The following is a 24686-nucleotide window of genomic DNA, read 5'->3' as shown; positions in this document are numbered from 1 at the left end:
TCTCAGGCCGTCTCATTTTTTACTCATTCAGGACTACCTATGGTTGATCATCTTTCTGATCGGGCACCGGTACAGCGCCCCAACGCGACAGCGTGTCTGCCGAAATGGCGCGGAACAGTGGGGCGGCCAGTTGTGAGCCGTGATACTCACGTTTGGCGCCCCGAACCATGACGGCAATCGTGATTCGCGGAGACTCGACGGGAAAGAAGCCCGCAAACACGCTGTCATACACTGTGCTGGAGTAGCGGCCGTCAATGACCACCTGCGCCGTGCCGGTCTTGCCGGCCAGGTCGTAGCCTTTAATCGTGTTGGTCTCGATGCGCTCAATGACGCTCTTGAGCATGTGCCGGGTCTCGCGGGCCACCTCGGGGCGCAGGACATCGCGCTTTTCCATGCCAGCCTCGCCCTCGACCAGACGCGGCGAGATGTAGCGGCCGTCATTGGCCAGCACGTTGAAGGCGGCGGCCAGTTGCAGGGTGGTGCTGCTCATGCCCTGGCCGAACGCGTTGGTGGCGCGCACGAGGTCGCTCCAGCGGCTCAGGGGTTGCAGCTGTCCACTGGCCGCCGGCACCGTCGGCAGCGCGACCTCCTGCCCAAAACCGTACTGTTGGAGGTAACCGCGCATCTGCTCTTTGGGAAAGTGCTCAACGATATGGGTCATGCCCACGTTGCTGCTGTACTGCAGCACACCCACGGTCGAGAGGCTCTTGGGGTGCGCCACGCTGTCGCCAATGCGGCTGCCCCAGCGCCCGCCCACAAAGCGGCTCATGGGGGTGTCGTAGACCGTGCTGGGCGTGGTCAGCCCCTCGTTCATGGCGGCGGCGACCACCAGGGCCTTGACCGTGGACCCTGGCTCGAACCGGTCCAGAAAGGCCCGGTTGCGCCGCGCACCCTCACTGTGGCTGCGCCAGGTGTTGGGGTCAAAGGGCGGATAGCTGGCGGCGGCCAGCACGCGCCCGGTGCGCGTTTCCAGGACCACCACCGCGCCGTATTCCCCCTGATGCTCGGGCACGGCGCGGGCCAGCGCCGCCTCAGCCGAGGCCTGCACCCCAGTGTCAATGGTCAATTTCAGGGGCTGCCCCGCCGTCAGCAGACCGTCGTAAGCGTGCTCCAGACCCTCCAGGCCCTCGGTGGCGCCCATCATGCCGATCAGCTGGCCGGCCAGGCTGCCCTGCGGGTAGACGCGCTTGCCTTTGACACTGGTGGCCAGCACCCGCCCGTCGGCCGACAGCACCGGGCCGCGCGACTGCACGGCGGTTTGCCTTGCGGCCTGCGGCACGCCCCACTCCAGCTGGGCATACGCCCACACCAGGGTCAGGAACATCAGCAGCGCCATGAAGCGCATGAAATAGGAGCGGTTGCGAATCTTTACTTCCAAAGCGTCTTCACCTCCACGGTGCGAGCGGGGGGCGCGGCAACGGGCGCCGCCGGAACAGGCTGAAAGGTCGCGGTTTCTCTGGGCACGTCGGTCAGGCGGCGCATGCCGTTCTGGGCAGCCCAGTCCAGCAGGCGCCGCCGACTTTCGAGAGTCTGAAGCTGCACTGACAGGTCTGCACTCTGGGTCGTCAGCGCCGCTTCTCTGGCCTGCGCCGCTTTCAGGGCTGGGCGCACGTCGCGCGTCAGGGCGCGCACGCTGACCAGGGCGGTGACCAGCGCCAGATAAATCAGGACGTAGCGCACGGCCCGCGCCCGCCAGGTGGGCAAGCTGGTGTCCAGCGCCGACCAGCGGGGGATATACCACGCCAGCGACCAACGGCTGCCCTTCAGGCGCGTCACGCGGCCTCCACCTTCTCGGCGGCGCGCAGTTTGGCGCTGCGGGCGCGGGGATTCGTGGCCTGCTCGCTCTCGGCGGCCACCACTGGGCGTTTGGTGAGGGGGCGCAGGCTGGAGCTGCCCAGCAAGAAGCGTTTGACGATGCGGTCTTCCAGCGAATGAAAACTGATCACGGCCAGCCGCCCACCAGGGGCCAGCAGGGTCTGGGCGGCTTCCAGACCGTCTCGCAGCGCGCCCAGTTCGTCGTTGACGTGAATGCGCAGGGCCTGGAAGGTGCGCCGCGCCGGGTGGATGCCCTTGGAAAAGCCGGGATAGGCCCGCTTCACGATGTCGGCCAGTTGCACGGTGGTCTCAATAGGCGCCTGCTCGCGCGCCCAGACGATGCCGCGCGCAATCCGGCGCGAGAGGCGGTCTTCGCCGTACTCGTAGATGATGGCGGCGAGGTCTTCTTCCTCGTAGGTATTCACCACGTCGGCGGCGCTCTCGCCGGCCTGGCTCATGCGCATGTCCAGCGGCGCCTCGGTATGATAGGAAAAGCCGCGCCCAGCGTCGTCCAGCTGAAAACTGCTGACGCCGATGTCCAGCAAAATGCCGTCCACCTGGGTCACGCCCTGCGCGGCCAGCAGCGCCGTCATGTCGCGGTAGTTGCCCTGCAAGACGCTCAGGCGCTCCGGCTGGGCAGCGCGGGCACGTTCCAGCGCGTAGGGGTCCTGGTCGATGCCGTATACCGAGGCGCCTGCGGCCAGCAGCAGGCCCGTATGACCAGCGCCGCCCAGTGTGCCGTCTACAAAGACCTTCCCTGGGGCTGGTTGGAGCGCTTCCAGAACCTCGGCAGCGAGCACGGGTACGTGCGAGAGAGGCGGCGTGGAGGCGAGTTCAGACAGAGCCGGGCTCTGGGTGGAATCAGGGTCAGGAGACAGCTTGTCAGTCATGGTTAGGCCACAAAATTTGCCAGAAGGTCAGGTTTGGGTGGGTTGTTCTGGACGGCGCCAATGGCCGCGTCCCAGCGCGGCGGACTCCACAGTTCCAGGCGGCCTGGCGCGCCCGCCACGATGACCTCGCTCTCCAGGGCGGCAAAGCCCCTGAGGGTCTGCGGCACCGAGACGCGGCTCTGGTTGTCCAGCCGGGCCTTATTGGCCCCGGAATAGAAGAAGCGCACAAAGGCGCGCGACTCGGCGTCGGTGAGGGGCAGGCCCTCCAACTGCTCTTCGACGCGCTTCCAGCTGGCCAGGGGAAACACGTACAGGCAGCCTTCCATGCCGCGCGTCAGAATCATCCCGTCCTCCACGAATTCACGGAACGCGGGGGGCATGACCACGCGGCCCTTGTCATCAATGGTGTATGGGTATTCGCCAAACGGCACACACGTCTCCTCTTTCCCACCCCGTCCCACCTGGCGGTGGGGGCACTGGGCAGCCCACCTCAACCATGAACACGCGCTCAACGCCTTTTGGTTGATGGGGGGAGTGTAACAGCCGTTTCCACGAATTACCACCGATTCCCACCTGGCCTCCACTTTTCCCCCACCGCACCCCCCCTCTCCCCACGACGGGCCTTCTGGCGGGACACGCGGCACCCCTGCACTGGTCTAGCCTCAGGGGATGCGTTCTATTCAGACTCTGCAGGTGGGCGCTGTGCTGGCGGCGCTGGCGGTGGCCCTGGGGGCTTTTGCGGCGCACGGCCTGGAGGGCCGCCTGACCCCCGAACATCTGGCCACCTTTGAAACGGCGGCCCGCTACCAGATGTACGCCGCCCTGACGCTTCTGGCCCTGGGCACCCAGTCAGGACAACGCCGCGCCCCTGCGGTGCTGCTGGCCGGGAGCGTCATTTTCAGTGGGAGCCTGTATCTCCTGGCGCTGAGCGGCATCAGCGTGCTGGGGGCTGTGGCGCCAGTGGGCGGCCTGCTGCTGATCGCGGGGTTTGTGTTGGCGGCGATAGACGCCGGGAAGGGAGGGTAAAGGGTCAGTCTGTCCAGTCCTTTTGCCTATTCACAAGCAGGCCGCCTCAATCTGAGGCGGCCTGCCCTGTACGGGGGAACTATAAGCCGGGTTCTGTCTGTCGCTGACGCGACTGTTCGGCCATCTCTCTGGGACGCGCATCGCTGCGCGCCTCAAGCAACCATCCTGGCGGTCATCGGGCGGGCCAGCCCTACCGCACTGTCGGGTCTTGCACCAGATGGGGTTAACCAGACGCCCCCAGTCTCCTGAGGGCCTGGTGCGCTCTTACCGCACCGTTTCACCCTGACCACGCGCCCGCCCACGCCGGGGCTTTACGTTCTGCACGCTAGCGCGTGGCGGTCTCGTTTCTGTGGCACTGTCCTTCGGCTTCGCCGCCACCCAGGCCCCGGACGCAGGCACTGGGCACTTGACTCGCCGACCAGCCGTTAGCTGGCATCTTTGGCCCTGCGGTGCCCGGACTTTCCTCACCTGCGTTCACAGGCGCGGCCGAAGCATTCCCCCGCAAGAGAGGAGCATAGCAGACAGGGGCAGAGAAATTTCTGGGCGAGCAATCTTATGCACCACAGACAAGCGCTGCTGTCACTGGCGGTTCAGTACCGAGAGGAGAGCGAGAAAAATCCCGCCTGCGTAAGGGTCTTCTGGTCGAACCGAGGAAATCTGAACCGCTGTCCCATTCAGTGTCAACCTCGTTGAATCTGTCCAGCTTCACCCAACTGGAACCCAGTAGAGCCTATTTCCCTGTGTAGGACGCACCTGGAATCCAACGCCAACCCAGTAAGATCGCTAGCAGTGCGGCCTCTCCTCTCTCCGCGTAGCCACTTTAGGCGCTGCACCCAAACCCAACAGCACCACTCTCAGCTAGGCCTTTATCGCCCTGATCTGATAAAGAGCGGGCGTAGGGTATTCAGGAGCAGCAGGAGCGCCCCAAGACCACCCAGGCCAGCCGCGAGAATGTGCCAGGGTTCATTGACGGGCAGCCACTGTGTTTCCTCCCAGGAAAAGAAGGCCACGAAGGCCGCCGACAGCAGAGCGTTGAGATACAGCATCCGCGCAGCTTACGCGCTTAGCCTGCCTGCTTCAGAAAGATGAGCAGCAGGCCCAGGTCCACCCACAGCAGCAGGGTACTTAGGCGCGTCACCCAGGGATTTGGATGTGGAAAAGAACGGTTACGGCGGCGCTTTCTCGGCACAGGGGCGCCACTGTAGCACCGCCTTCTCGACATTCGCCACACCTGCGCTTCCCTGACGCTCTCTCAGGGCCCTAAGGTCTTGGCCGCCAGAATGGAACGCTGCCGGACCAGCATCAGCCTGGACAGTTACGGCGACGTGTTTGAAGAGCAGCGGACTGCGTTGAGCCTGAGCACCCCAACCTCAAAGTCGAACCGGAACAGTGGCCCGCCGGGCTTCTAAAAAAGTGAGCTGCTGCCAGCGTTGCCACCCGGCGAAAAAGTGGCTAAATCAGAAAAGGAAAAATGCCCTCTGAGAGGGCATCTGCTGGTAGAACCGAGGGGATTTGAACCCCTGACCCCTACCGTGTCAAGGTAGTGCTCTACCCCTGAGCTACGGTTCTGTCCTGATGGGGGTATTTGGAGGCGCTGACCGGACTCGAACCGGTGGTGGAGGTTTTGCAGACCTCTGCCTTACCACTTGGCTACAGCGCCACTGGGGCTTCAGCTGTCCCTTGCGGGCGGCTGGCAGGTCTTTCCTCTTCCAGCGGAAGGAATGTTAGCACGGCCCCGGCAGGCTGTAAACCGGGCCGCACAGAGATCAAGCGGCGCAGACACCGGCACAGTACCCTGACACCTATGCGACAACGCTGGAGCTGGGTATGGGGGCTGGGGCTGGCGGCGGGTTTGGTGGCCTGTCAGGGGCAAGGAACGCCGGCCAATGCACTGATCACGGGACAGACGCTGAACATTGCCCATCAGGGGGGCGAAGGGCTCTGGCCCAGCAACACCATGCTGGCCTACCGGAACGCCGCGGCGCTGGGTGTGGACATGCTGGAAATGGATATGCACGCCACGCGCGACGGGGAGCTGGTGCTGTCGCACGACGGCACACTGGACCGCCTGACGAACACCCAGGGCCGTATCGCCGACCTGACATTAGCCGAGGTCCTGGCGGCCGACGCCGGCTACACCCTGTCGCTGGACGGAGGCGCCACCTATCCTTTCCGGGCGCAGGGCGTGCAGGTGGCGCAGTTGTCCGAGGTGCTCGCCACCTTTCCAAACACACCACTGATTATCGAGATCAAACAGGCGCAGCCCAGCGTGGCCGCTCCCTTCTGCAAGACCCTGCGGGAAGCGGGCGCGGCCAGCCGGGTGGTCGTGGCCAGTTTCAGCGACGCGGCCTTGAATGAGTTTCGCGCCGCGTGCCCCGAAGTCATGACGAGCATGACCGAACGCGAACTGCGGCCCCTGGTGCTGCTGAGCAAGGTGGGGCTGGCGGGCCTGGCCCCGGCCGCCGGGCGCGTGGCCCAGGTGCCGGTGCGCTCTGGGGGAATCGAGGTGGTGACCCCGGCCTTTGTGCGCGCCATGCACGCGCGTGGCGTGGCCGTGCAGGTCTGGACCATCAACGACCCGGCCGAGATGCGGCGCTTGGTGGCGCTGGGCGTGGACGGCATCATCACTGACCGGCCTGACCTGCTGAAAGAGGTGCTGGCCGAGGCCCGCTAAGAGGGTCTGCCGTCTGAGCCACACTGGGCCAGGCGAGGCCGCCAGGAGGCTTCTTCGCGCGGCCCCGCATCCCCCACTGGTCGCAGTGAATGACGGTTGCCCCCAGGGCCGTCGGCGTTCATAACAGCCGTCGGCCAGACCGCCCGACCTCTACACTGTGCAGGTGAATGTTCCTCTTGCCCGGCTTCTGACCCTTGCCGCCCTGACCCTGGGCAGCGCCGCCCAGGCGCAACTGTTCTCTACACCGCAGCAGACGACTGGGCAGGCGATTCTTAGGGGCTTTACGCCGGACGGCCTTGCGACCCTGCGCCGGGGCGCCACCACCCTGACGCTGGACCTGGCCGGCGGCGCCGTGGTGGGAGTGCTGACCGAAACCGACAACGTGCCTGACCTGGCGCGCGGCATTGCCGCAGGCTGGGGCATGAAAGAGGCCGACCTTGCGGGGCTGACCAACAATCTGGCAGCCCCGCAATTTCTGGAGAGTGCGCGCGAGGGTTACCAGGATTTCAGTGACGACAACGCCACCGACTTCCTGGTCATCAAGGTCACTGGCGAGGGCACCCAGACACGCTACCGCGCCTACCAGGCGGTGCAGGTGTGGCCGGCCAGCGCCTTCCCCGCCACCAAGAATGTCAGCGGCGCGGCCACGGCGCCCAACACCCTGAGTATCTTCAGCGACTTTCAGTGCCCCTACTGCAAACAGCTGTGGGACACGGCCCTCCAGACCTGGGAACGGCAGCCTGCGCTGTACCGCACGGCGCACTACCAGTTCCCGCTGGACTTTCACAAAAACGCTTACGGCGCGGCCGAAGCCAGCGAATGTGCAGGCGCGCAGGGCAAGTTCTGGCCCTACGCCGACACCCTGTTTGCTCAGTTCAGCACCTGGACCCGCCTGGACACACCTGACGCACCGGGCAAATTCAGCGCCTACGCGGGGACAGCGGGCCTGAACACAGCCGCCTTCAAAACCTGCCTGGGCCAGCACACGTTCAAGGCCAGCGTCGAAGCGCAGATCAAAGCGGGGATGGCCCTCGGGGTGCGGGGCACGCCGACCGTCTTTCTGAACGGCATTAAGCTGCTGGATTACAGCGACGCGGCTGAACTGGCGCTGGTGCGCGCCATCACAACCGCCACGCCTTCGGCCCGGAGCGTGATCGACGCGCGCCTGAAGACCCTGCGCTAGGAACGGAAGCGAAAAGGGGCCGCCAGCACAGCCCGGCGGCCCCTTTTCGCTCTGCTTTATGCGCGCAGCTTGTACCGCTCCAGCAGTTCAGCCTTCAGGTCGTCGAAAGGCAGGCCCTTGCGCTCCTTGTGGCCGTCGGGCCAGCGCTCGCGGGTGCTGACTTGCCGGGCCTCGGCTTCCTTGTCACCCACGATCAGCATGACCGGAATCTTGCTCAGCTCGGCCTGACGCACCTTGGCCTGCATGCGGTTGCTGCTGTCGTCCACCTCGGCGCGCAGGCCGGCGGCATGCAGCTCACCGCGCAGCTGCTCGGCGTAGTCGTTGTGCCGGTCAGCAATCGGAATAATCATCACCTGCCGGGGCGCCAGCCACAGCGGGAAGTCCCCGGCATAGTGCTCGATCAGGATGCCCACGAAGCGTTCCAGGCTCCCGAAAGGGGCGCGGTGAATCACGATAGGGCGGTGGTCCTGACCGTCCTCACCCACATAGGTCAGGTCAAAGCGCTCGGGGAGGTTGGGGTCCACCTGAATGGTGCCCAGCTGCCACTCGCGGCCCAGCACATCCTTGACCACGAAGTCCAGTTTGGGGCCGTAGAAGGCGGCGTCACCGGGCTCGATGGAGTACGGCAGGCCCACCTCCTCCACCGCTTGGATAATCTGGCCCTCGGCCATCTCCCAGTAACTGTCCTCGCCCACGTACTTGGCGCTCTCGGGGTCACGGGTGCCCACGCGGAAGCGCACGTCTTCCATGCCGAAGGTCCGCAGCACCAGCACCGTCAGGTCCAGGACGTTTAGGAACTCGCTCTTCAGCTGATCGGGGCGGCAGAAGATATGGGCGTCGTCCTGCGTAAAGCCACGCACGCGCGTCAGGCCGTTCAGTTCGCCGGACTGCTCGTAGCGGTACACCGTGCCGAATTCGGCCAGGCGCACCGGCAGGTCGCGGTAGGAGCGCGGCTTGCTGGCGTAAATCCGCATGTGGTGCGGGCAGTTCATGGGCTTGAGCATGTACTCTTCGTCATCCACCGTGATGGGTGAGAAGTTGGAGTCGCTGTAGTTCTGGTAGTGCCCACTCGTCTTGTACAGGTCCAGATTGCCGATGTTCGGCGTAATCACGCCCTGGTAGCCACGCTGAAACTGCTGGGCCTTGAGAAAGGCGGCCAGTTCCTCGCGCAGCACCGTGCCGTTGGGCAGCCACAGTGGCAGGCCCCGGCCCACCAGCGGGTCAATCGTGAACAGTTCCAGTTCCTTGCCCAGCTTGCGGTGGTCGCGCCGCTTGGCTTCTTCCAGGGCATGCAGGTGGTCGTCCAGTTCCTTTTGCGTGGCGAAAGCCACCCCGTAGACGCGCTGCAAAATGGGGTTGTTCTCGTTGCCGCGCCAGTAGGCGCCGCTGGTGCTCATCAGCTTGAAGCTACCCGGCAGGCGGCCCGTATTGGGGAAATGCGGCCCCCGGCAGAGGTCCACGTAGTCGCCCTGCTGATAAAAGGTGATGGGCTCATCGTCGGGCAGACCGGCAATCAGCTCCTGCTTGTACGGGTCGTGGGGAAACTGCGCCAGCCCCTCGGCCTTGCTGATCTCACGGCGGGAAAAGGGCAGATTCCGGCCAATGATCTCGCGCATCAGGCGCTCGATTTCCGGCAGGTCCTCCTCCCGCAGAGGCTCGGGCAGGTCAAAGTCCTGATACCAGCCGTTTTCAATGCTGGGTCCCACTCCACGCTTGATGGCGTCCGGGGCGTAGCCTTTGCCCTGGTAGAACTCACCGACCGCCTGGCTCATGACGTGGCCCAGCGAGTGGCGGAACAGCGGCGCGGCGTCACCCGGATTCTTTTTGGTGATCAGCGTGATGTGGGCGCCGTCAGGCAGCGGCGTGTGGAGATCCACCAGTTCGCCGTTGGCGGTGGCGGCCAGGGCGTCACTGGCCAGGCGCGGGCCAATGGCCCCGGCGGCGTCCAGGGCCGTGGCCCCCTGGGGCAAATCCAGCTGTTTTCCATCGGGAAGAATTACGTGCATGTCAAACCTCGTTAAGCAAAAAAGGAGCCCGGTCTGGCCGCGTGTCCAGCAGAGAGCGCCTGAAAACCGCGTCAGGGTTCTCAGGCGCTCAGAGTTCGCGTGACCAGACTGGGCTGTGCAGGCATTCGCTGCCGCCACGCGCCGCGCATCACCAGACCGGAGTGACGGGGCGAGGGCTTCATATGGGCAGGATAGCGGGGTGAGGGGGGTAGGAGCAACCGGGCGCCTTCCGCGCGTATGCCTGAGTATGCCCCCCACCGCTGCCCTGCCTGTGAACACCGAACAGACACCGCGCTGGTGGCCTTGGGCGCGCACCCTGTTTCTCCTGCCGCTACTTTTGCTGCCTTTATTGCTGGTGCCGGTCCTCCTCCTTGCTCCTCAGGCCCTCAGGCTGCCGGTGTATACGGTGCAGGGCGGGCAAATGACCGCCCGCTCCCTGGCCTCGCGCACCAGCATTCCGGCGGGGACGCCCGTCCAGCGCCGACCAGTGACGCTGCGCGGCAAGCTGATCGGCTCGGACCTGCCGGGGTACACGGTAGGCACCTTTCGGCTGGACCAGAGCCGCGCAGCGGTCTACAGCGACGGCTCGCAGGCCAGGGGCGCCCTGATCTTCGCCACTCAGCCCCCAACCGTCTTGACTCCCGCCGACCCGGACGCCCTGGTGCGGGTCTGGCGCAGCGGCGGGTCGGGGGACTTTCGCCCAGCCCGACCTGCACAGTTGAGCTGGCCCGAGCTCCTGGTGCTGCTCCCGCTCGTGCCCCTGCTGGCTTTTTTCCTGTCCAAACCCCGCGTGCGCTACGCCCAGGACGGCGACGCCCTGGTGGTGCGCACCTGGGCCAGCAGCACCCGCTTTCCCCGTACTGGGACGACAGCCACGCTGACGGCGGCACCGCTGGGCCTGCGCCTCTTTGGCACGGCCATTGCGGGGTACTACAGCGGCACTTTCAGTTCAGCTGGCGCGTCGGGCGGCCACGTGCAGGCTGCCGCCGGGTCCAGTCGCCCAGCCCAGGCCCTGCTGCTGACCCACGGAGGCCAGACCTTTTACCTCACACCCCAGGATCCCGCCGCCCTGGCCGCTTGGTTTGAGGGACCTGCGTAGCTACCTACCACGGCAGCCCCCGCAGCTCCACCGTCTCCTCTAGTGGCCAGTCATCCAGGGCCAAGCGCACCGGCAAAACCAGGGTGGGCCCGGCGTTCGTCACCCACTTCTCCTCGTCAGGGTCAAGAAAATGCGCGGGGTTTGGCACACGCACAAAACCGCTGCGCTCGTAAAACGGCGCCACCTCTTCCCGGCACTGCAAGAAGGCGTAGTCCACGTCTGACTGTGCCTTCAGCGTCTGCCCCAGGGCACGCAGCAGCTGGCGCCCGACTCCCCGCCCCTGCCAGGCCGGGTGGGTGGCGACCCCACCCACCCCTGCTATATGGATGACCTGCTCGCCCAGGGTCACCGTACGCCGCCCGAAGCCCAGTTGCGCCACCGGCTGCCCTCCCGGCCCGGCCAGCCACAGATGCCATTCCGGCTCGCTGCCCCAGAACGATGTGCCCTCCCAGAAATCGGCCCACTGGGGATAGGCCGCTTGGAGCAGGGCGCACAGGCGGCCTTCCAGCAGTGGCGTGACTTCGGCGCGCGGCGTGAGCTGCACTTCCAGACTCACTGGCCGCGCTCCGGGTGGGGCCGGCGGGTGTTCGCTGCTTCAAAGTCCAGCTTGAAGAAATGGTATCCCTCTTGCACCTCTGCACCGGGTACGTAGCCCATCCCCACATAGGCAGGGCTGGCTTCGTGCAGATTGGCATACCAGTACAGATAACGCAGGTCACTCTCATATGCCCAGGTCTCCACGGCCCCCGTTAGCGCGCGGCCCACCCCACGCCGCCGCGCCTGGGGCAACGTATAGAGGTCGTGCAGTTTAGCCGTGCGGTGCGAGTTTCCCGAGCGGAGGTCTGCTCCGGCGTCCTGAGCAGCGGCGTAGCCCAGCAAGGTGTCGTCTTCAAACGCTCCCAGGACTACCCAGGCTGGAGCTGCACAGAAGGCCGGAAAGCGTGCCGCTAGCGCCGCTTCATCTTCGACGAAGCCCATGTCCAGCAGCATGGGGCGTAGCTGAGCAAAGTCGGTTGGATCCAGAGGCCGCACGGTAACAGGCATAGAGCCAAGTCTGCGGCGTGGCGGTGCAGAGCAGCCTCGGCCAATTGGGGCATGGGGATGGGGGAGGCCGTGCGCATGCCCTTTGCTGTCCTGACCTGCCCAGATGGCCCGGCAGCGCGACGAGGTTTGACCGTGGATTTTCAGTTCAGCATGCCGAACGAGCGTGTCGCTCCGTTCTGGCCACTCAAACCACCCTGCCCCGTTACGTTCCCAACGCTGTGGTCACTCTGCTCGCCTCACGGTTGGTCATGGAGCATGAAAAAAACCCGGTCAGGTTTGACCGGGCTTCTCTTGTAGCCGCTCTTACCAGTTGTTGGCGGGGGCGGCCGCGTTCTGGCCCAGCCCTTTGGGGTTCGGGCCCCATTTGTTGGCGCCGGCTTCGCTGTCCGTGACCAGAAACACCAGCAGAATCAGGCCGCCAATGAAGGGAATCAGGTTCAGCAGAATCAGCCAGCCACTTTTGCCCGTGTCGTGCAAGCGGCGCACCGTCACCGCCAGGCTCGGCACCAGGACGGCCAGCGAGTAGATAAACAGTAGTAGGGCAAAAATCAGCGTGATGCCGGTGAACCCCAAGTTGGGGGTGGCTTCCACCCCAGCATTGGTCTGCGCCTGCATCTGGGCCACCATAGCCAGCGCTGCGCCTTGTACTGGAATTTGCAGCAGAATCAGAATAATGCCGTTAATCAGCGTGAACATCCAGTATTCACGGCGGCGGGCACGGCCCGTAAAGTTGGCGTAGTTGTTACGAATGACATTCAGATACTCGTTCATGTGGTTTCCCCCTGTGCGCGTTACGTGAGGACAGTCTAAGCTGCGAATGGGACAGATGTAACTGAATGTGCAGTCAGCAGCTGGCGCAGGAGCAGTCCGAAGTACGCTGTACAAATGCCACAGCTTCGGCACAACGCCCAAAGGTGCGGCCTGGAGGCCCTTCAGAGCTGCCCACAAAAGAAATTCACGTCAGAAACGGTTGGAGCCCCTACCGATGGGCCACCAGGCCTCCGCTAGAGGATTAACCCAACCACACACCAAAAAAATGCGCGAAGGGTTTTTACTCCCTCCGCACACCGAGCACTACCTTCCTGCTGTTACAGCCCAGCCTGCGCCAGAAAGGCGTCCAGTTTCTGAGGCCGGAAGCCGCTGAGGCTGGCCGCCACGTCGCCGTGAACCAGCGTGGGCACGCTGCGCTTGCCGCCGTTAACGCTCATGACATACTGCGCGGCACTCTCGTCCTGCTCAATGTTAATTTCCTCGAAAGCCAGGCCCTTGCTGCTCAGGGCGCGCTTGGCGGCGTGACAGTCGGGGCACCAAGTGGTTGTGTACATCTTGATCATGGGGAACCTCCTGGACAGATGACGTTCTGCCGGTACACCTAGTTTATAAAATAAAGCATGAAGATGCCTTCAGCTGTCCGCGTCATGGGAACAGCCCACCCCACGGCGGGGGTGAGCTGTAAAGGAACGTCGCTTCAGGCGCTGGCGGCAGGCGCGGGAGCCGCTTCTGCTTCGGGAGCGGCGCCGGCTTCTTCAGACGCTGGGCGCTCTTTTCTGGGCGCAGGCGCCGCTTTGGGGGTCATGATCATGTTCATGTCCATGCCCATCATGCTGGGGTTGCTTTCCGGGGCGCCGATATCGGCCAGGGTCTCGGCCACGCGCACCAGAATGCGCTCGCCCAGTTCGGGGTGGGTGCGTTCACGGCCACGGAACATGATGGTGACCTTGACCTTGTGGCCTTCTTCCAGAAAGCGGCGCACGTGCCCGGTCTTGGTGTTGAAGTCGTGGTCATCAATCTTCACGCGGAATTTGATGGCCTTGACTTCCTGCGCGCGGGCACGCTTGCGGTTTTCTTTCTCGTTCTGCTGCTGCTCGTAGCGGAACCGGCCATAGTCGAGCAGGCGGCAGACAGGGGGCACGGCCTGGGGGCTGACCATTACGAGGTCCATACCCGCCTCGCGGGCCATCTGCATGGCGTCGCGCGTGTCAATAATGCCCACCTGCTCGCCTTCCGCGCCAATCAGTCGAATCTGGCGCACGCGAATCTGCTCGTTGACCTTGTGTTCTTTCGCTATGTTCATCACCTCCGCCGCGCTCCGGGGCACGCTGGCTCACCGGGCGGCTGCGCCCATACGAAAAGAAAGGCAGGGCGCGAGACCCCCCAGTCTACCACGGCGAGGCTGACCCGCCGCCGGCTTCTGCCATGCTGACCGGCATGACCGCGCCCAGCTGGCCTGCCGCCGCCACTTTTGGCCCCCTGACGGCCCGCAACCCCGACCTGGAAGTGCTGCTGACCGACGGCCTGGGCGGCTTTGCCCTGAGCAGCCTGGCCGGGGTGCCCACCCGCTGTTACTCGGGGCTAGTAGTCAGCGCGCTGCCGCCGGTGCAGCGGCACACGCACTTTGTCTCGCCGCGAGAAGTGCTGCGCGTGGCCACGCGCAGCGGCGTGCGCGAGGTCGCCCTGCACGCCCTGGAACTGGCGCCAGGGGTCTTTGAGGGCCAGGGGCTGGAAACCCTGAGCGGCGCGAGCCTCTTTGACCTGCTGCCCGAACGTGAGCAGGTGGTGGCGGGCGTGCGGGTGCGGCGCCGCAACTTTTCGCCGCGCGGGTCCGGGGCCGTGGTGTTTCTGTACGACGTCATCAGCCGCGACCCGGTGAACCTGAGCCTAGGCGGCTACTTCGTGGACCGTGACATGCACGCCGTTCACCGCCGCACACCGGACCTGACCTTTACCCAGACCGGGCGTGTGGTCAGTGTGCAGGGCGAGCGCCTGACCCGCGTGACCGTTCATGCGCCGGGTGCTGTCATTGACGCCCTGACGCCCCAGCCCACGCCGCAGCGGGTCTACTACCGCCACGACGCGGCGCGCGGCGAGCCCGACCATGAATTTACCCTGGGCGCCGCCCTGTGGGAGCTGAATTTTCCAGCCGGCGGCGGGCGCGCGGCGCTGGTGGTGCAGGGCCTGTCCCCCGCCGCCAGCGCCGCCGAGGTCACCGACCCCTGGGCCGCCTACGCCCAGGAGACCGCCCGGCGCCGCGAACTGGCTGAACGCGCCATGCTCGTGACGGGTGTGCGCGACGATCTGGTGGCCACTCTGGCCGTGGCCGCCGATGCCTACCTGGTGCGCCGCGCCCAGCCCCAGGGCGGCAGCGTCATTGCCGGCTATCCCTGGTTTGCCGACTGGGGCCGTGACGCCATGATTGCCCTCACCGGCCTGACCCTGCTGACCGGCCGCCACGCCGAGGCGCGCGAGTTGCTGGCCACCTTCCTTCAAACTACGCGCCGGGGCCTGATTCCCAACAACTTCCGGGACGACGGCGCCGGGGCCGGCTACAACACGGTGGACGGCGCCCTGTGGCTGGCCGTGGCCCTGGAACGGTATGTGGGCGCCACCGGCGACCTGGCCTTTGCCAGAGAGGCGCTGCCCCACCTACGCGACCTGCTGGGCTGGCATGTGCGCGGCACCGACCACGGCGTCCGCATGGACGAGCGAGACAGCCTGCTGCTGGCCGGAGAAGCTGGCGTGCAGCTCACCTGGATGGACGTGAAGATCGAGGACTGGGTGGTCACTCCCCGGCACGGCAAGCCCATTGAAATTCAGGGGCTGTGGCTGGCCGCGCTGGGGGCCGAAGGGCGTCTCTCGGCGGCGCTGGGTGAGGCCCCGCAGTTTGGCGGCCCACTGGCCCGCGCCCAGGCCACCTTCCCGGCCTTCTGGCAGAGCGGCGCCTACGCCGACGCGCTGGACGCCCAGGGTCAACCCGACCGCAGCCTGCGCCCCAATGTGCCACTGGCACTCGCCCTGCCCGACACCCTCACCACCCCGGCGCAGGTGGCGGCCACGGTGGCGGTGACCGAGGCCGAGCTGCTGACCCCCGTGGGCCTGCACACCCTCTCGCCACTGGACGCGCGCTACCGGGGCAATTACGGCGGGCCGCAGGTCCTGCGCGACGCGGCCTATCACCAGGGCACGGTCTGGCCGTGGCCGCTGACGGCGTTTGTGGAGTTGCTGCTCTCGCAGGGCGAGGTGCGCCGGGCGCGCGCGGCCCTCACCGGCCTGATGGGGCATGTCTGGGAAGCCGGGCTGGGCCACGTCTCGGAAGTGTTTAGCGGCGACGAGTTGCGGCCCGGCGGCTGCCCCTTTCAGGCCTGGAGCGTGGCCGAACTGCTGCGGGCACACGTGCTGGTCTCGCAGGCCGAGGCGCAGGTGGCCGCAGCCGGCCAGCCCAGTTGACACCAAGGCCCGGCCACAGACGTTTTGACTTGACGTTCCCAGGACACAAAATCTAGGATTCGGGCTATGCACGCCCCCCGCCCCTTCCTGACCTGCGCCGGGGTCAGGCTGTGAGCGACCTGACGCTGCCCCCCCAGGCCACGCAGGTGGGGCTGGCGGTGGACGTGGCGGCCTTTGCCATGCACGCCGGCGAACTGCGGGTGCTGCTGGTGCAGCGCGGCGCCCTGCCCCACGCCCGCGACTGGGCGCTGCCGGGCGGATTTGTCCACCCCGGCGAGGAGCTGCACGAGGCGGCGCTGCGCGAACTGAGAACCGAGACCACCGTCGAACTGGAACCCCGCCACCTCGAACAGTTTTTTACCTTCGGCGAGGTCAACCGCGACCCGCGCGGGCGCATTGTCAGCGTGGCACATCTGGCGGTGCTGCCGCACGGCACTGTGGAAGTCAGCGGCGGCGGCCACACCCTGGGCGCGGCGTGGCAGAGTGCTCACCAGCCACCGCCCCTGGCCTTTGACCACCGGGCAATTCTGGACCGGGCGCTGGGCCGCCTGCAGTTGCGACTGGAATACGCCAATCTGGCGCTGGAATTTCTGCCCGATACCTTTACGCTGCCGGAACTTCAGGGCGTGTACGAAGCCATCTTGAACCGCAAACTGGACAAGCGAAATTTTCGTAAGCGGCTTCTGTCACAGGGCACCCTGACCCCCAGCGGCGAGCGGCGCAGCGGTGTGGGCAGGCCTGCGCAGCTCTACCGCCGCGCCAAGGGCACACGGACGCCCGCGCTGTAATGAAGCCCGGCCATCTGCGCTAGATCGCGGTTACCTCCGTTGCCGGCAGCATCTATCTCAGACACAATCCGTCTGTCACACCCACAAAGCGGAACTGCCTCAAGCTGTACGGCTACTCTGCGAGTCCGCGCCAGTAGAACCATGGGCAACAACGGCTGAATCAGGCTTATTGCTCTGATGCCAGAGCACGCTGAGGCCCGTCCAGCGCCGCCCTCCGCCGCTGCGATGGCCCACTCAGAGACCGCGGTGGTTTGCCACCGAAGCATTGCTCTCTCAGTCCACGGCGCCGCGCACCAGCAGGAGGCTCAGGGTATGGGGCGCGGCGCCAGGCGTTTCCCACTCGGCCGCTTCCTTCAGCAACGCCAGCATCCGCCCCTTGAGGCGCCGCGCCTGCTCGTCGCCCAACCTGAGGGTGGCAATGGTCAGCATCAGCGGCTCATCGCCAGCAAAGAGGGCGTGGGCCGGGCCAGTCTCGTCGCCCAGTTCCAGGTTGCTGTCGGTGTCGCCCTGAGACAGCCACAGGCCCCACACGGGAGCGTAGCTCTGGGTCTGCCGGGCAGCCAGGGTGGCCAGCTGGGCCATGCGCGGCGCGAGTTGCCCCAGCCACAGGTCGTCCAGGGTGGCGGCTGCCGTCACGCCGTAAGGAATGAACCAGCGCGGGGCCACGCGGTACCGCTTGATGGGCCGCCCCGCGCGGGCGTCTACCCGCTCAATGCCCGCTACCCCGGCCCGCTGCAACTGGCCCAACAGGTACGAGGCGCGGGCCAGGGGCATCCCCAGTTCACGGGCCACCTCAGCCGCACTGCGCGCCCCTTGCATCAGCAGTTGTAGCAGAGGCCGCAGGTCTGGGCGGATCAGCAGGGCGGCCTGCGCGGCTGTGGCGACATGGTGAGGGGGCACCCGCCGACTGTAGCCACTTTCTACCTGAAGATCGGGGTATTTTTTCCGGTAGCACTGTCCAGACACTGAGGCCATGTCGCCTTCTCTCTGGACGCGCAGTTTTGGTCTCTGGCTGCTGGGCACGGCGCAGTCGCAGTTTGGCAGCGCCCTGGCGGGCATCGCGCTGGGCTTTCTGGTGCTGCACCAGACCGGCTCGGCGGGCCTGATGGCCGTGACCCTGGCCTGTACCCTGCTGCCCAACCTCCTGATGCCGCTGGCCGGCACGCTGGTGGACCGGTGGCCGCTGAAAGTGTCTCTGCTGGCTGCCAACCTGCTGCGCGGCGCGCTGCAACTGGGGGTGGGGGGCGCGGCGCTGATGCTGGGCGAGGTGCCGCTGTGGCTGGTAAACACAGCGGCGCTGCTCACCGGCCTGGCAGGCCTGTTGGCCGAACCGGCGAGTAGCGCGGCGGTGCCGGCCCTGGTGGCTCCGGCGCAACTGGCCCGCGCCAATGGCCTGCTGGGCAGTGTGGGCCGGGGCGCCTGGCTGCTGGGCACGCTGGCTGGGGGCTGGCTGGTCATCGCGTGGTCGCCGCCTGTGGCCATTCTGGCTGACGGCACCAGTTTTCTGGTGATGGCCGCGCTGCTGGCCTGGGTGACGCTGCCTGGCCGGCCCGCGCCAGCCGGTCCCCACCCCGGCCTCTGGGCCGACCTGGGCGCTGGGCTGCGGGTCATGGGACAGTCCCGGCTGCTGGTGCTGGCGCCGGTGATCGCGCTGCTGCTCAATGCCAGCCTGGCCCCCGTGACGGCCATCCTACCCAAACTGTTTGGCGCCCTGGGGGCGTCGGCCACCGGCTACAGCCTGTTTCTGGCCCTGGAAAGCGCGGGGCTGCTGGCCGCTGGCCTCCTGGTGGTTCAGCTGAGTGAGCGCGCCGCCCCCAGCCGCCTGATCAGCGCCGGCCTCCTGCTGACGGCCGTGACCTACGCCGCCCTGTGGCTGTGGCCCGTGACCGGGGTGCTGCTGCCGGGCGCCGCCACGCTGGGCTTTGGCTTTGGGCTGAGCAATATCGCCTTCCAGACGCTGCTTCAGGGCCAGGTGCCGCAGGCGTATCTGGGGCGCGTGTTTGGCGTGCTGGGCATGGTGTCCCGCCTGGGCATGCCCCTGAGTCTGCTGCTGGTGTCGCCCCTGCTGGACCGCCTGCCCCTGGGGCTGTGGTTTGGCCTCGCCGCGCTGGCCCAGGGCCTGGGCTGGCTGCTCTGGCGCTGGGGCCGCCGCACAGAGCAGCCAGCTGACCTGGCTCAGACTGACGTTATCTCTGGTCTTCAGGGCTAAGCGTTCAAAGGCAGCGGCGCGCCAGAAGGCCTCTTTAGACTGCGCAGATGATGACCGACGACGGCGAAATCGGCCTGGTCTACCGAGCCGATGTAGACGAACAGGGCTGGCCAGAGGACCCGGCGGCTGACCCTCGCTTCCTGGCGTGTTCGCAAGAGGTCAAGGCACAGGCCTTCGCGGCCCTCTGGGAAGCAGTGGGCCAGCGCCTGCATCTGACGTTTGAACTGCTGGAATTGCATGATGTGGAGGTGAGCGACCTGGGCACTGTGCGCGAGGAAGTGGCGAAGGCCAGCGCAACTGCTGACGGCGACCTGAAAGTGTATCTGGCGCAGTTGGACGACTTTCTAAGCGCCGCCGAGGCCGACGGCGCAGCCGTGACCATCTCTCTTTGACTCCCCCACCTGCTGGCACCTTCTCCCCGGCCCTGGCCCGGTAGACTGCGGGGGCTATGGACATGAAGAAACTGATGAAGCAGATGCAGCAGGCGCAGGTGGCCGCCGCCAAGATTCAGGAGGACCTGGCCGCCAAGAGCGTCGAAGGCACCGCCAGCGGTCTGGTCACGGTCACCATGAACGGCCACGGCAAGGTCACGGCCCTGAAGATCAAGCCTGAAGCGGTGGATGCAGACGACGTGGAAGCGCTGGAAGACCTGCTGCTCGTCGCCCTGCAGGACGCCAGCGCCAAGGCCGACGCCCTGCAACAAGACGCCACACGCGGCCTGGGCATCCCCGGCTTCTGATGCGCGGCCCCGCACCTGTCACCCGGCCGCGTGCCTGGGTGAGGCCTTCTGCGCTCATGAGGGGACACCAGTGAAATACCCGCCCTCTCTGGTGGCCCTGATCCGCGAGCTGTCGCGCCTGCCCGGCATCGGCCCCAAAAGTGCGCAGCGGTTGGCCTTTTACCTGTTCGAGCAGCCGCGCGAGGACATTGACCGCCTGTCGCGCGCCCTGCTGGACGCCAAGCGCGACCTGCACACCTGCCCTATCTGCTTTAACATCACCGACGCCGAGAAGTGCGACGTGTGCAGCGACCCCAGCCGCGACCAGGCCGTGATCTGCGTCGTGGAAGAACCCGGCGACGTGATCGCCATCGAGCGCAGCGGCGAGTACCGGGGGCTGTATCACGTGCTGCACGGCGTCCTGAGCCCCATGAACGGCGTCGGTCCCGACCGCCTGCATATCAAGCCGCTGCTGCCGCGCGTGCAGGAGGGTCTGGAGGTCATTCTGGCGACGGGCACGACCGTGGAGGGCGACGCCACCGCGCTGTACCTGCAGCGCCTGTTAGAGCCACTGGGCGCAGTGGTCAGCCGCATCGCCTACGGCCTGCCAGTGGGCGGCGCGCTGGAATACGCCGATGAGGTCACGCTGGGCCGTGCCCTGGCGGGCCGAACGCGAGTCACCAAGCCGAACTGAGCGCTGAACCCAATGGCCGCCTCCAGCATGAAGAGGCGGCCTTTTTTCATGACAACGATTCGCCGAGTGCAGCATAAAGCCCGGCAATTTTCTGGTTATGGGCATTCCCGGCGGACTTGCCCTCATTTCGAGAGACATTGGTGTCCTCCCATGACCGCACGCCTGTCGCCGCTGGCCTTGTTTCGCTGCTGTGCAAGCTCCCTTGAAGACTGAGGCAGTCGGCCGCCGAAGCCCCACCAGTCCTCAACCAGACGGAAGCCGGGCTTATTTCCCGTAACTGCCCTTCAGCCGCCGGAGCCCTTCGCGCCAGCCAATGCGGCGGGGAGGCAGTTCGTGCAGAGGCACCACCTCCAGCCCGCGCTCACGCAGGCCAGCCAGCAGCTCGTCCAGCAGTGGCGGGGTCACGGTAGGGCCGTCGTGCAGCAGGACCACGCTGCCGCCCCCGGCGCGGGCCAGGGTCTGCTGGGCCAGGGTGGAGGCTTCTGCTCTGGTCCAGTCGCGGCCTTCGGTGTCCCACAGGGCTACCCGGCGCCCCGACAGCCAGGCCAGCAGACGGGTCAGGGGGCTGTGGCCGCCGTAGGGGGGGCGGTACAGCAGCGGGACGGGTTGCTGGGGACGGGGATGCCAGCGCACCTGCGCCCACTCCTGCCAGGGGGGCAGCAGCAGCGCGTGGCGGTGCCAGCGGCCGTGGGCTTCCAGGCGGTGTCCGGCGGCCTCCAGGGCCGTCAGCTGCTGGGGAAAGGCCGCGCAGGCCGGCGCCGTCACAAAAAAGGTGGCGCGCGCCCCATGCCGGGCCAGCACCGCCAGCAGCTGCGGCGTCCTCTCGCTGGGGCCGTCGTCAAAGGTCAAGGCGACGCGCCGCCGGGTAGGGTCGCCGCCCCCCAGGGCGCCCAGACCAGCGGCGCGGCCCACGACTTCGGCCAGTAGGGCCGCGGCGCCCCATGCGGCCAGCAGCACCGCCAGTCGCCTAAGTAGACGCGGCATGAAAGGCCCGGCGAAACACCACGTAACCGCTCGCCGTCAGGGCCGCCAGCACCGCCCCGACCATAAAGGGACCAGGCACGCCCGCCTGTTTCAGGGCCAGCGCACCTACCAGTGGTCCCAGGGTCAGACCGGCATTCTCGGCCGTCATCAAGATGCCCCAGGCGGCGGGACGCTGCGCGGGCGGCAGCACCTGCGAGACCAGCGCGGCCCAGCCCGGCGTTAGGAAGGCGTAGCCCAGGCCCGCCACCAGCGCCAGGCCGTAAAGCAGCCAGGGCGCCGGGGTCAGGGCAAAGCCCACGAAACCGGCGCTCACCAGGGCGTAGCCCAGCATGACCCCGGTGCGGGCGCGGCCCCGGTCGGCAAAGCGGCCGGTCAGCGGCATCAGGCCGTAGGCCACGCCGCCGCCCACGACCAGTAGGCCCACTAGCCCCCAGTAAGACAGCCCCATCTGCGGCGCGATACGGAACAGCCACGGCCCCAGCAGGGTCAGGGTCAGAGTCTGCATGAAGGCGGCTGGCAGCAGCGGCAGGAGGCCCGCTACAAACGAGCGGGGGCGGGCGGCGCTGGCTGCCTCGGCCCCGGCGGGTGTGGCCAGCGCCAGGCGGCGGGGCACCGCCAGGGTCAGCACCAGCGACAGCAGCAGCAGCCCCTGCGCCAGCCCCAGGGCAAAGCTGTCGCCGCGCGCGGCCAGCGCCCCGAACACGAAAAAGCCCAGGCCCGACAGCCCCATCACGCTGGTGGTCACCAGGGTCAGGGCGCGGCCCTGGTAGCCCTCGCGGGCGGCTTCGGTCACCAGGCTCAGGGTGCCGGGCCACAGCGCGGCAAAGCCCAGGCCGTGCAGTACCGCCGCCGCAATCAGCACCCACACGCTGATGGGCAGCAGCAGCAGCGCCAGGGCCCCGGCGCTCAGGAGGGCGCCGCCCACCATGGCGGGGCGCAGCCCCAGGCGCAGCACCAGCGCGCCGGCTGGGCCGCGCATCAGGGTGTCGGCCACGAAATGCGCGGTCCAGGCCCCCGCCGCCGCAGTGACGGGCAGGCCAAACTGGGTGTCCACGACCTGCGTCAGGTAGGCGCCGTAAAACCCGCTGCGCACAAATTCGGCGCACGCCAGCGCCAGCGCCGCCGCGCCCACAGGTGGCAGCATGTCGGCGCGCAGGGGCAGGCGGTCACGCAGGGGCCGGCGGGTCACGGGCGGCCTCCTGCGGCAGAAGAAACCTGAAGTCCTGCTAGCCTGTGCCCGTGCCCGCGTTTACTGTCGTGATTCCAGCCCGCAACGAGGCGAGGTATCTGCCCCACACCCTGCGGGCCCTGGAACGGCAAACGCGCGCCCCTGAGGCCGTGATTGTGGTGGACAACGGGAGCCGCGACGACACCGTGCTGATTGCCCAGGCCTGGGGCGCCCAGGTGCTGCGCTGCGAGCCGCGTGGGGTGGCGCTGGCCCGGCAGATGGGGCTGGACGCCGCCCAGACCGACTGGGTGGCCACCACCGACGCCGACTCTCTGCCAGTGCCGGGGTGGCTGGACTGCCTGCATGAGGCTGCGCCGGGCCGGGTGGCCCTGTACGGCCCCATGCGCTTTTCGGGGGTGGCCCCACACTGGGCGCGGTTGTCGGGCGTCAGTTACAGCGGCTTTCTGCACCTGGCGCGCGTGGTGGGCCGCCCCAACCTGGCCGCCGCCAACATGGCCTTCTCGCGTGAGGCCGCGCTGCTGGCGGGCGGGTATCCGGCCGTCGAGGCCTACGAGGACGTGATTCTGGGGCAGGCGCTGGCGAGGCTGGGCCGCGTGGCCTATGTGCGCGGCGCGCTGGTCGAAACGAGTGCCCGGCGCCTGGACCGGGGCCTGGGGCCGTTTCTGTGGCAGCACCTGAAAAACATTACCGGTCATACACGAGGCTACTTCGGGGATGACCGGTAGTGCCCTCCGGGAAGGCGACCTCGCGCGGCATGCCCAGCACCTGGCTGTAGACATCCAGCACCTGTGAGGCCACACCCGCCGGGGTGGTGGAGGCCCCAAACGCGCGCGCGCCGGCCGAGAGCCGCGCCCACAGCCCAGGGTCAGCCAGAATCTGCCGGCTGTGGTGGGTCAGGGCGTTCACGTCTGCCGGGCGCACCAGATAGCCGCTGCGCTCATGGGCCACGCCGCTGAGCGTGCCGCGCGCGCCCACCGCCACCACCGGCACGCCCATCAGCTGGGCTTCCTGCAAAACGAGGCCCTGGGTTTCGGTGTCGCTGGCAAACACGAACAGCTCGGCCAGGCGGTAGTAGGCGCCCACCTCGGTCCAGGGGCGCACGCCCAGGAAGGTCACCCGGTCGGCCACCCCCAGGCGCGCCGCGTGCGCTTCCAGGTGGTCACGCTCTGGGCCCTCGCCCAGCACGACCAGGTGGGCGTCAGGCAGGCCCGGCAGGGTGTCCAGCACATGGTCAAAGCGCTTTTCGCGCGCCAGGCGGCCCACGCTGAGCAGGCGCCGCTTGCCCTCGGGCCAGGGGTTCTGAATGGGCGGCGCGGCGCGCAGCACGCGCGGGTCAATGCTGGTGGGAATGACCACCGGGCGGCGCACCCGCATGGCGCGCAGCACGTCCAGCATGCCGGCGGTGGGGGTAATCACGGCGTCGGCGCGGCCGTACAGCAGGCTCATGGCCTTGGTGACCACGCCTGTATGGCGCTGCAAGGCCGTCACGCCGGGCACATAGTGCGTGTAGGCCTCAATGTGCGTGTGGTAGGTCGCCACATGCGGCACGTTCCACTTGCGGGCCAGCCGCGCGCCGGCCATGCCCAGCGTCAGCGGGGTGTGGGTGTGCACCACGTCGTACTTGTGCGTGAAGTCCTTGCGGGTGGGCCACGCCAGGCGGTAGGTGGGCAGGAACATGTAGCGCACGCTGTCCACGCGCACCACGTCCGGGCGGGTGTCCACATGCTCCGGAAAGTCCGGGGCCACCACCTCCACGTGGTGCCCCTGGGCGCGCAGTTCGTCGCTCAGGAGGCCCACGCTGGTCACGATGCCGTTCTGGTCAGGCAGAAAGGTATCGGTGAACAGACCAATCCGCAGCGGCTTCATGCGCGCTGGCCCAGGGCACTGCTTCCGAGAAAGTTTAAGGGTTCCTGAAGCATCACTGCCCAGGAGCATACGACGTTCGGGATGAGAGGTACATCAGACTTAAGGTGTCTGCCCCCACCAAAGGGGGAGGGTCACCCGTGGCGCGGTCTGGAGCCGCGATACAACGCCGGATACGGGACAGCTCCGCTTCAAGACAACACCGTCAGGGCACTGGGCCGCACCCTCGTTGCTGTGACTGCCCTGTTTCATCCCACCACTCGGAAAGCCAGCGATCTGT

At 67.0% G+C, this 24686-nt stretch carries 27 protein-coding genes, 2 tRNA genes and 1 other RNA gene; 11 read left to right on the top strand and 19 right to left on the bottom strand.

The genetic code is table 11. From position 1 onward, the window contains the following. Positions 1–37 precede the first annotated feature (37 nt). From K7W42_RS10985 to mraZ, 4 genes are read right to left on the bottom strand one after another with little or no spacing between them, the layout of a single operon-like run. Positions 38–1378 (bottom strand): peptidoglycan D,D-transpeptidase FtsI family protein, encoded by a 1341-nt coding sequence (locus K7W42_RS10985; RefSeq protein WP_224574638.1) that lies wholly within the window; start codon positions 1376–1378, stop codon positions 38–40. Beyond that, positions 1369–1776, bottom strand: a complete 408-nt coding sequence (locus tag K7W42_RS10980) for a hypothetical protein (protein WP_224574637.1) — start codon at positions 1774–1776, stop codon at positions 1369–1371. Before K7W42_RS10980 ends, K7W42_RS10985 begins: the two co-directional genes overlap by 10 nt. Next, positions 1773–2705 carry a 16S rRNA (cytosine(1402)-N(4))-methyltransferase RsmH gene (gene rsmH / locus K7W42_RS10975; RefSeq protein WP_224574636.1) on the bottom strand — a complete coding sequence of 311 codons (933 nt, stop codon included), beginning with the start codon at positions 2703–2705 and terminating at the stop codon, positions 1773–1775. The genes K7W42_RS10980 and rsmH overlap by 4 nt, the downstream gene beginning before the upstream one ends. A 2-nt stretch (positions 2706–2707) precedes the next feature. After that, positions 2708–3136 carry a division/cell wall cluster transcriptional repressor MraZ gene (gene mraZ, locus K7W42_RS10970; protein ID WP_224574634.1) on the bottom strand — a complete coding sequence of 143 codons (429 nt, stop codon included), beginning with the start codon at positions 3134–3136 and terminating at the stop codon, positions 2708–2710. 238 nt (positions 3137–3374) lie between these two features. Here mraZ and K7W42_RS10965 point away from each other — a divergent pair, with 238 nt between their 5' ends. Continuing rightward, entirely contained in the window at positions 3375–3731 is a 357-nt protein-coding gene (locus K7W42_RS10965; protein ID WP_224574632.1) for a DUF423 domain-containing protein, read from the top strand. Positions 3732–3797: 66 nt separating this feature from the next. On the opposite strand, the gene rnpB is transcribed toward K7W42_RS10965, so the two are convergent. The 5 genes from rnpB to K7W42_RS10945 form a co-directional block, all read right to left on the bottom strand. Continuing rightward, positions 3798–4234, bottom strand: an RNA gene (rnpB, locus tag K7W42_RS10960) — RNase P RNA component class A. A 363-nt stretch (positions 4235–4597) separates the two neighbouring features. Then, complete coding sequence (locus K7W42_RS10955; protein WP_224574630.1) at positions 4598–4777, bottom strand: hypothetical protein; 180 nt, start codon at positions 4775–4777, stop codon at positions 4598–4600. Between the two features lie 17 nt (positions 4778–4794). Beyond that, on the bottom strand, positions 4795–4920 hold the full coding sequence (locus tag K7W42_RS22965) for a hypothetical protein (protein WP_255639198.1): 126 nt from the start codon (positions 4918–4920) through the stop codon (positions 4795–4797). Between the two features lie 305 nt (positions 4921–5225). Continuing rightward, positions 5226–5300 (bottom strand) — tRNA-Val (locus K7W42_RS10950). Between the two features lie 17 nt (positions 5301–5317). Further along, a tRNA-Cys gene (locus K7W42_RS10945) sits at positions 5318–5391 on the bottom strand. A gap of 144 nt (positions 5392–5535) precedes the next feature. Between K7W42_RS10945 and K7W42_RS10940 the strand changes: the two genes are divergently transcribed. Further along, entirely contained in the window at positions 5536–6405 is an 870-nt protein-coding gene (locus K7W42_RS10940) for a glycerophosphodiester phosphodiesterase family protein (protein WP_224574628.1), read from the top strand. 163 nt (positions 6406–6568) lie between these two features. Further along, on the top strand, positions 6569–7588 hold the full coding sequence (locus K7W42_RS10935) for a DsbA family protein (RefSeq protein ID WP_224574625.1): 1020 nt from the start codon (positions 6569–6571) through the stop codon (positions 7586–7588). Between the two features lie 56 nt (positions 7589–7644). Here K7W42_RS10935 and thrS read toward each other — a convergent pair whose 3' ends face one another. Continuing rightward, the gene (gene thrS, locus K7W42_RS10930; RefSeq protein ID WP_224574623.1) at positions 7645–9594 is read right to left on the bottom strand and encodes a threonine--tRNA ligase; all 1950 of its coding nucleotides are present in this window, start codon (positions 9592–9594) and stop codon (positions 7645–7647) included. 247 nt (positions 9595–9841) lie between these two features. Between thrS and K7W42_RS10925 the strand changes: the two genes are divergently transcribed. Beyond that, the gene (locus K7W42_RS10925; protein ID WP_224574621.1) at positions 9842–10693 is read left to right on the top strand and encodes a hypothetical protein; all 852 of its coding nucleotides are present in this window, start codon (positions 9842–9844) and stop codon (positions 10691–10693) included. A gap of 4 nt (positions 10694–10697) precedes the next feature. Here the strand turns inward: K7W42_RS10925 and K7W42_RS10920 are convergent, their stop codons facing one another. The 5 genes from K7W42_RS10920 to infC form a co-directional block, all read right to left on the bottom strand. Further along, positions 10698–11249 (bottom strand): GNAT family N-acetyltransferase, encoded by a 552-nt coding sequence (locus K7W42_RS10920; RefSeq protein ID WP_224574603.1) that lies wholly within the window; start codon positions 11247–11249, stop codon positions 10698–10700. Continuing rightward, entirely contained in the window at positions 11246–11737 is a 492-nt protein-coding gene (locus K7W42_RS10915; RefSeq protein ID WP_224574601.1) for a GNAT family N-acetyltransferase, read from the bottom strand. Before K7W42_RS10915 ends, K7W42_RS10920 begins: the two co-directional genes overlap by 4 nt. A gap of 303 nt (positions 11738–12040) precedes the next feature. Further along, entirely contained in the window at positions 12041–12508 is a 468-nt protein-coding gene (locus tag K7W42_RS10910; RefSeq protein ID WP_157458728.1) for a DUF805 domain-containing protein, read from the bottom strand. 317 nt (positions 12509–12825) lie between these two features. Further along, a complete protein-coding gene (locus K7W42_RS10905; RefSeq protein WP_224574599.1) occupies positions 12826–13071 on the bottom strand; it encodes a glutaredoxin domain-containing protein in 246 nt (81 codons plus the stop codon). A 134-nt stretch (positions 13072–13205) separates the two neighbouring features. Continuing rightward, a complete protein-coding gene (infC, locus tag K7W42_RS10900) occupies positions 13206–13814 on the bottom strand; it encodes a translation initiation factor IF-3 (protein WP_224574653.1) in 609 nt (202 codons plus the stop codon). Between the two features lie 131 nt (positions 13815–13945). Here infC and K7W42_RS10895 point away from each other — a divergent pair, with 131 nt between their 5' ends. Continuing rightward, positions 13946–15961 (top strand): amylo-alpha-1,6-glucosidase, encoded by a 2016-nt coding sequence (locus K7W42_RS10895; protein WP_224574597.1) that lies wholly within the window; start codon positions 13946–13948, stop codon positions 15959–15961. Positions 15962–16071: 110 nt separating this feature from the next. Next, a complete protein-coding gene (locus K7W42_RS10890; protein WP_224574595.1) occupies positions 16072–16749 on the top strand; it encodes an NUDIX hydrolase in 678 nt (225 codons plus the stop codon). A 273-nt stretch (positions 16750–17022) separates the two neighbouring features. On the opposite strand, the gene K7W42_RS10885 is transcribed toward K7W42_RS10890, so the two are convergent. Next, positions 17023–17649 (bottom strand): winged helix-turn-helix domain-containing protein, encoded by a 627-nt coding sequence (locus tag K7W42_RS10885; RefSeq protein ID WP_224574593.1) that lies wholly within the window; start codon positions 17647–17649, stop codon positions 17023–17025. A 73-nt stretch (positions 17650–17722) separates the two neighbouring features. Here K7W42_RS10885 and K7W42_RS10880 point away from each other — a divergent pair, with 73 nt between their 5' ends. The 4 genes from K7W42_RS10880 to recR all read left to right on the top strand — a co-directional run bounded on the left by K7W42_RS10880 (position 17723) and on the right by recR (position 20370). Then, positions 17723–18958: an MFS transporter gene (locus tag K7W42_RS10880; protein WP_224574591.1), complete on the top strand. Its 1236-nt coding sequence runs from the start codon at positions 17723–17725 to the stop codon at positions 18956–18958. Between the two features lie 47 nt (positions 18959–19005). Continuing rightward, positions 19006–19350 carry a hypothetical protein gene (locus tag K7W42_RS10875; RefSeq protein ID WP_224574589.1) on the top strand — a complete coding sequence of 115 codons (345 nt, stop codon included), beginning with the start codon at positions 19006–19008 and terminating at the stop codon, positions 19348–19350. Between the two features lie 56 nt (positions 19351–19406). Then, the gene (locus K7W42_RS10870) at positions 19407–19697 is read left to right on the top strand and encodes a YbaB/EbfC family nucleoid-associated protein (RefSeq protein WP_157458735.1); all 291 of its coding nucleotides are present in this window, start codon (positions 19407–19409) and stop codon (positions 19695–19697) included. Between the two features lie 70 nt (positions 19698–19767). Next, positions 19768–20370, top strand: coding sequence for a recombination mediator RecR (gene recR / locus K7W42_RS10865; RefSeq protein WP_224574587.1), 603 nt, complete (start codon positions 19768–19770; stop codon positions 20368–20370). A 264-nt stretch (positions 20371–20634) separates the two neighbouring features. Here recR and K7W42_RS10860 read toward each other — a convergent pair whose 3' ends face one another. Together K7W42_RS10860 and K7W42_RS10855 are read right to left on the bottom strand one after the other, a co-directional pair. Beyond that, positions 20635–21354 (bottom strand): polysaccharide deacetylase family protein, encoded by a 720-nt coding sequence (locus tag K7W42_RS10860; RefSeq protein ID WP_224574585.1) that lies wholly within the window; start codon positions 21352–21354, stop codon positions 20635–20637. After that, positions 21338–22543 carry an MFS transporter gene (locus tag K7W42_RS10855; protein WP_224574583.1) on the bottom strand — a complete coding sequence of 402 codons (1206 nt, stop codon included), beginning with the start codon at positions 22541–22543 and terminating at the stop codon, positions 21338–21340. The genes K7W42_RS10860 and K7W42_RS10855 overlap by 17 nt, the downstream gene beginning before the upstream one ends. Before the next feature lie 50 nt (positions 22544–22593). Here K7W42_RS10855 and K7W42_RS10850 point away from each other — a divergent pair, with 50 nt between their 5' ends. Continuing rightward, entirely contained in the window at positions 22594–23268 is a 675-nt protein-coding gene (locus K7W42_RS10850) for a glycosyltransferase family 2 protein (protein ID WP_224574581.1), read from the top strand. Here the strand turns inward: K7W42_RS10850 and K7W42_RS10845 are convergent. Further along, positions 23228–24409, bottom strand: a complete 1182-nt coding sequence (locus tag K7W42_RS10845; RefSeq protein ID WP_157458738.1) for a glycosyltransferase family 4 protein — start codon at positions 24407–24409, stop codon at positions 23228–23230. The two genes, K7W42_RS10850 and K7W42_RS10845, sit on opposite strands and share 41 nt — an antisense overlap. Between the last annotated feature and the right edge of the window lie 277 nt (positions 24410–24686).

Source organism: Deinococcus betulae (assembly GCF_020166395.1).
Classification (GTDB): Bacteria; Deinococcota; Deinococci; order Deinococcales; family Deinococcaceae; genus Deinococcus; species Deinococcus betulae.
Note: the sequence above shows the minus strand (reverse complement) of the source record. Positions and strands in the feature narration are given on the sequence as shown.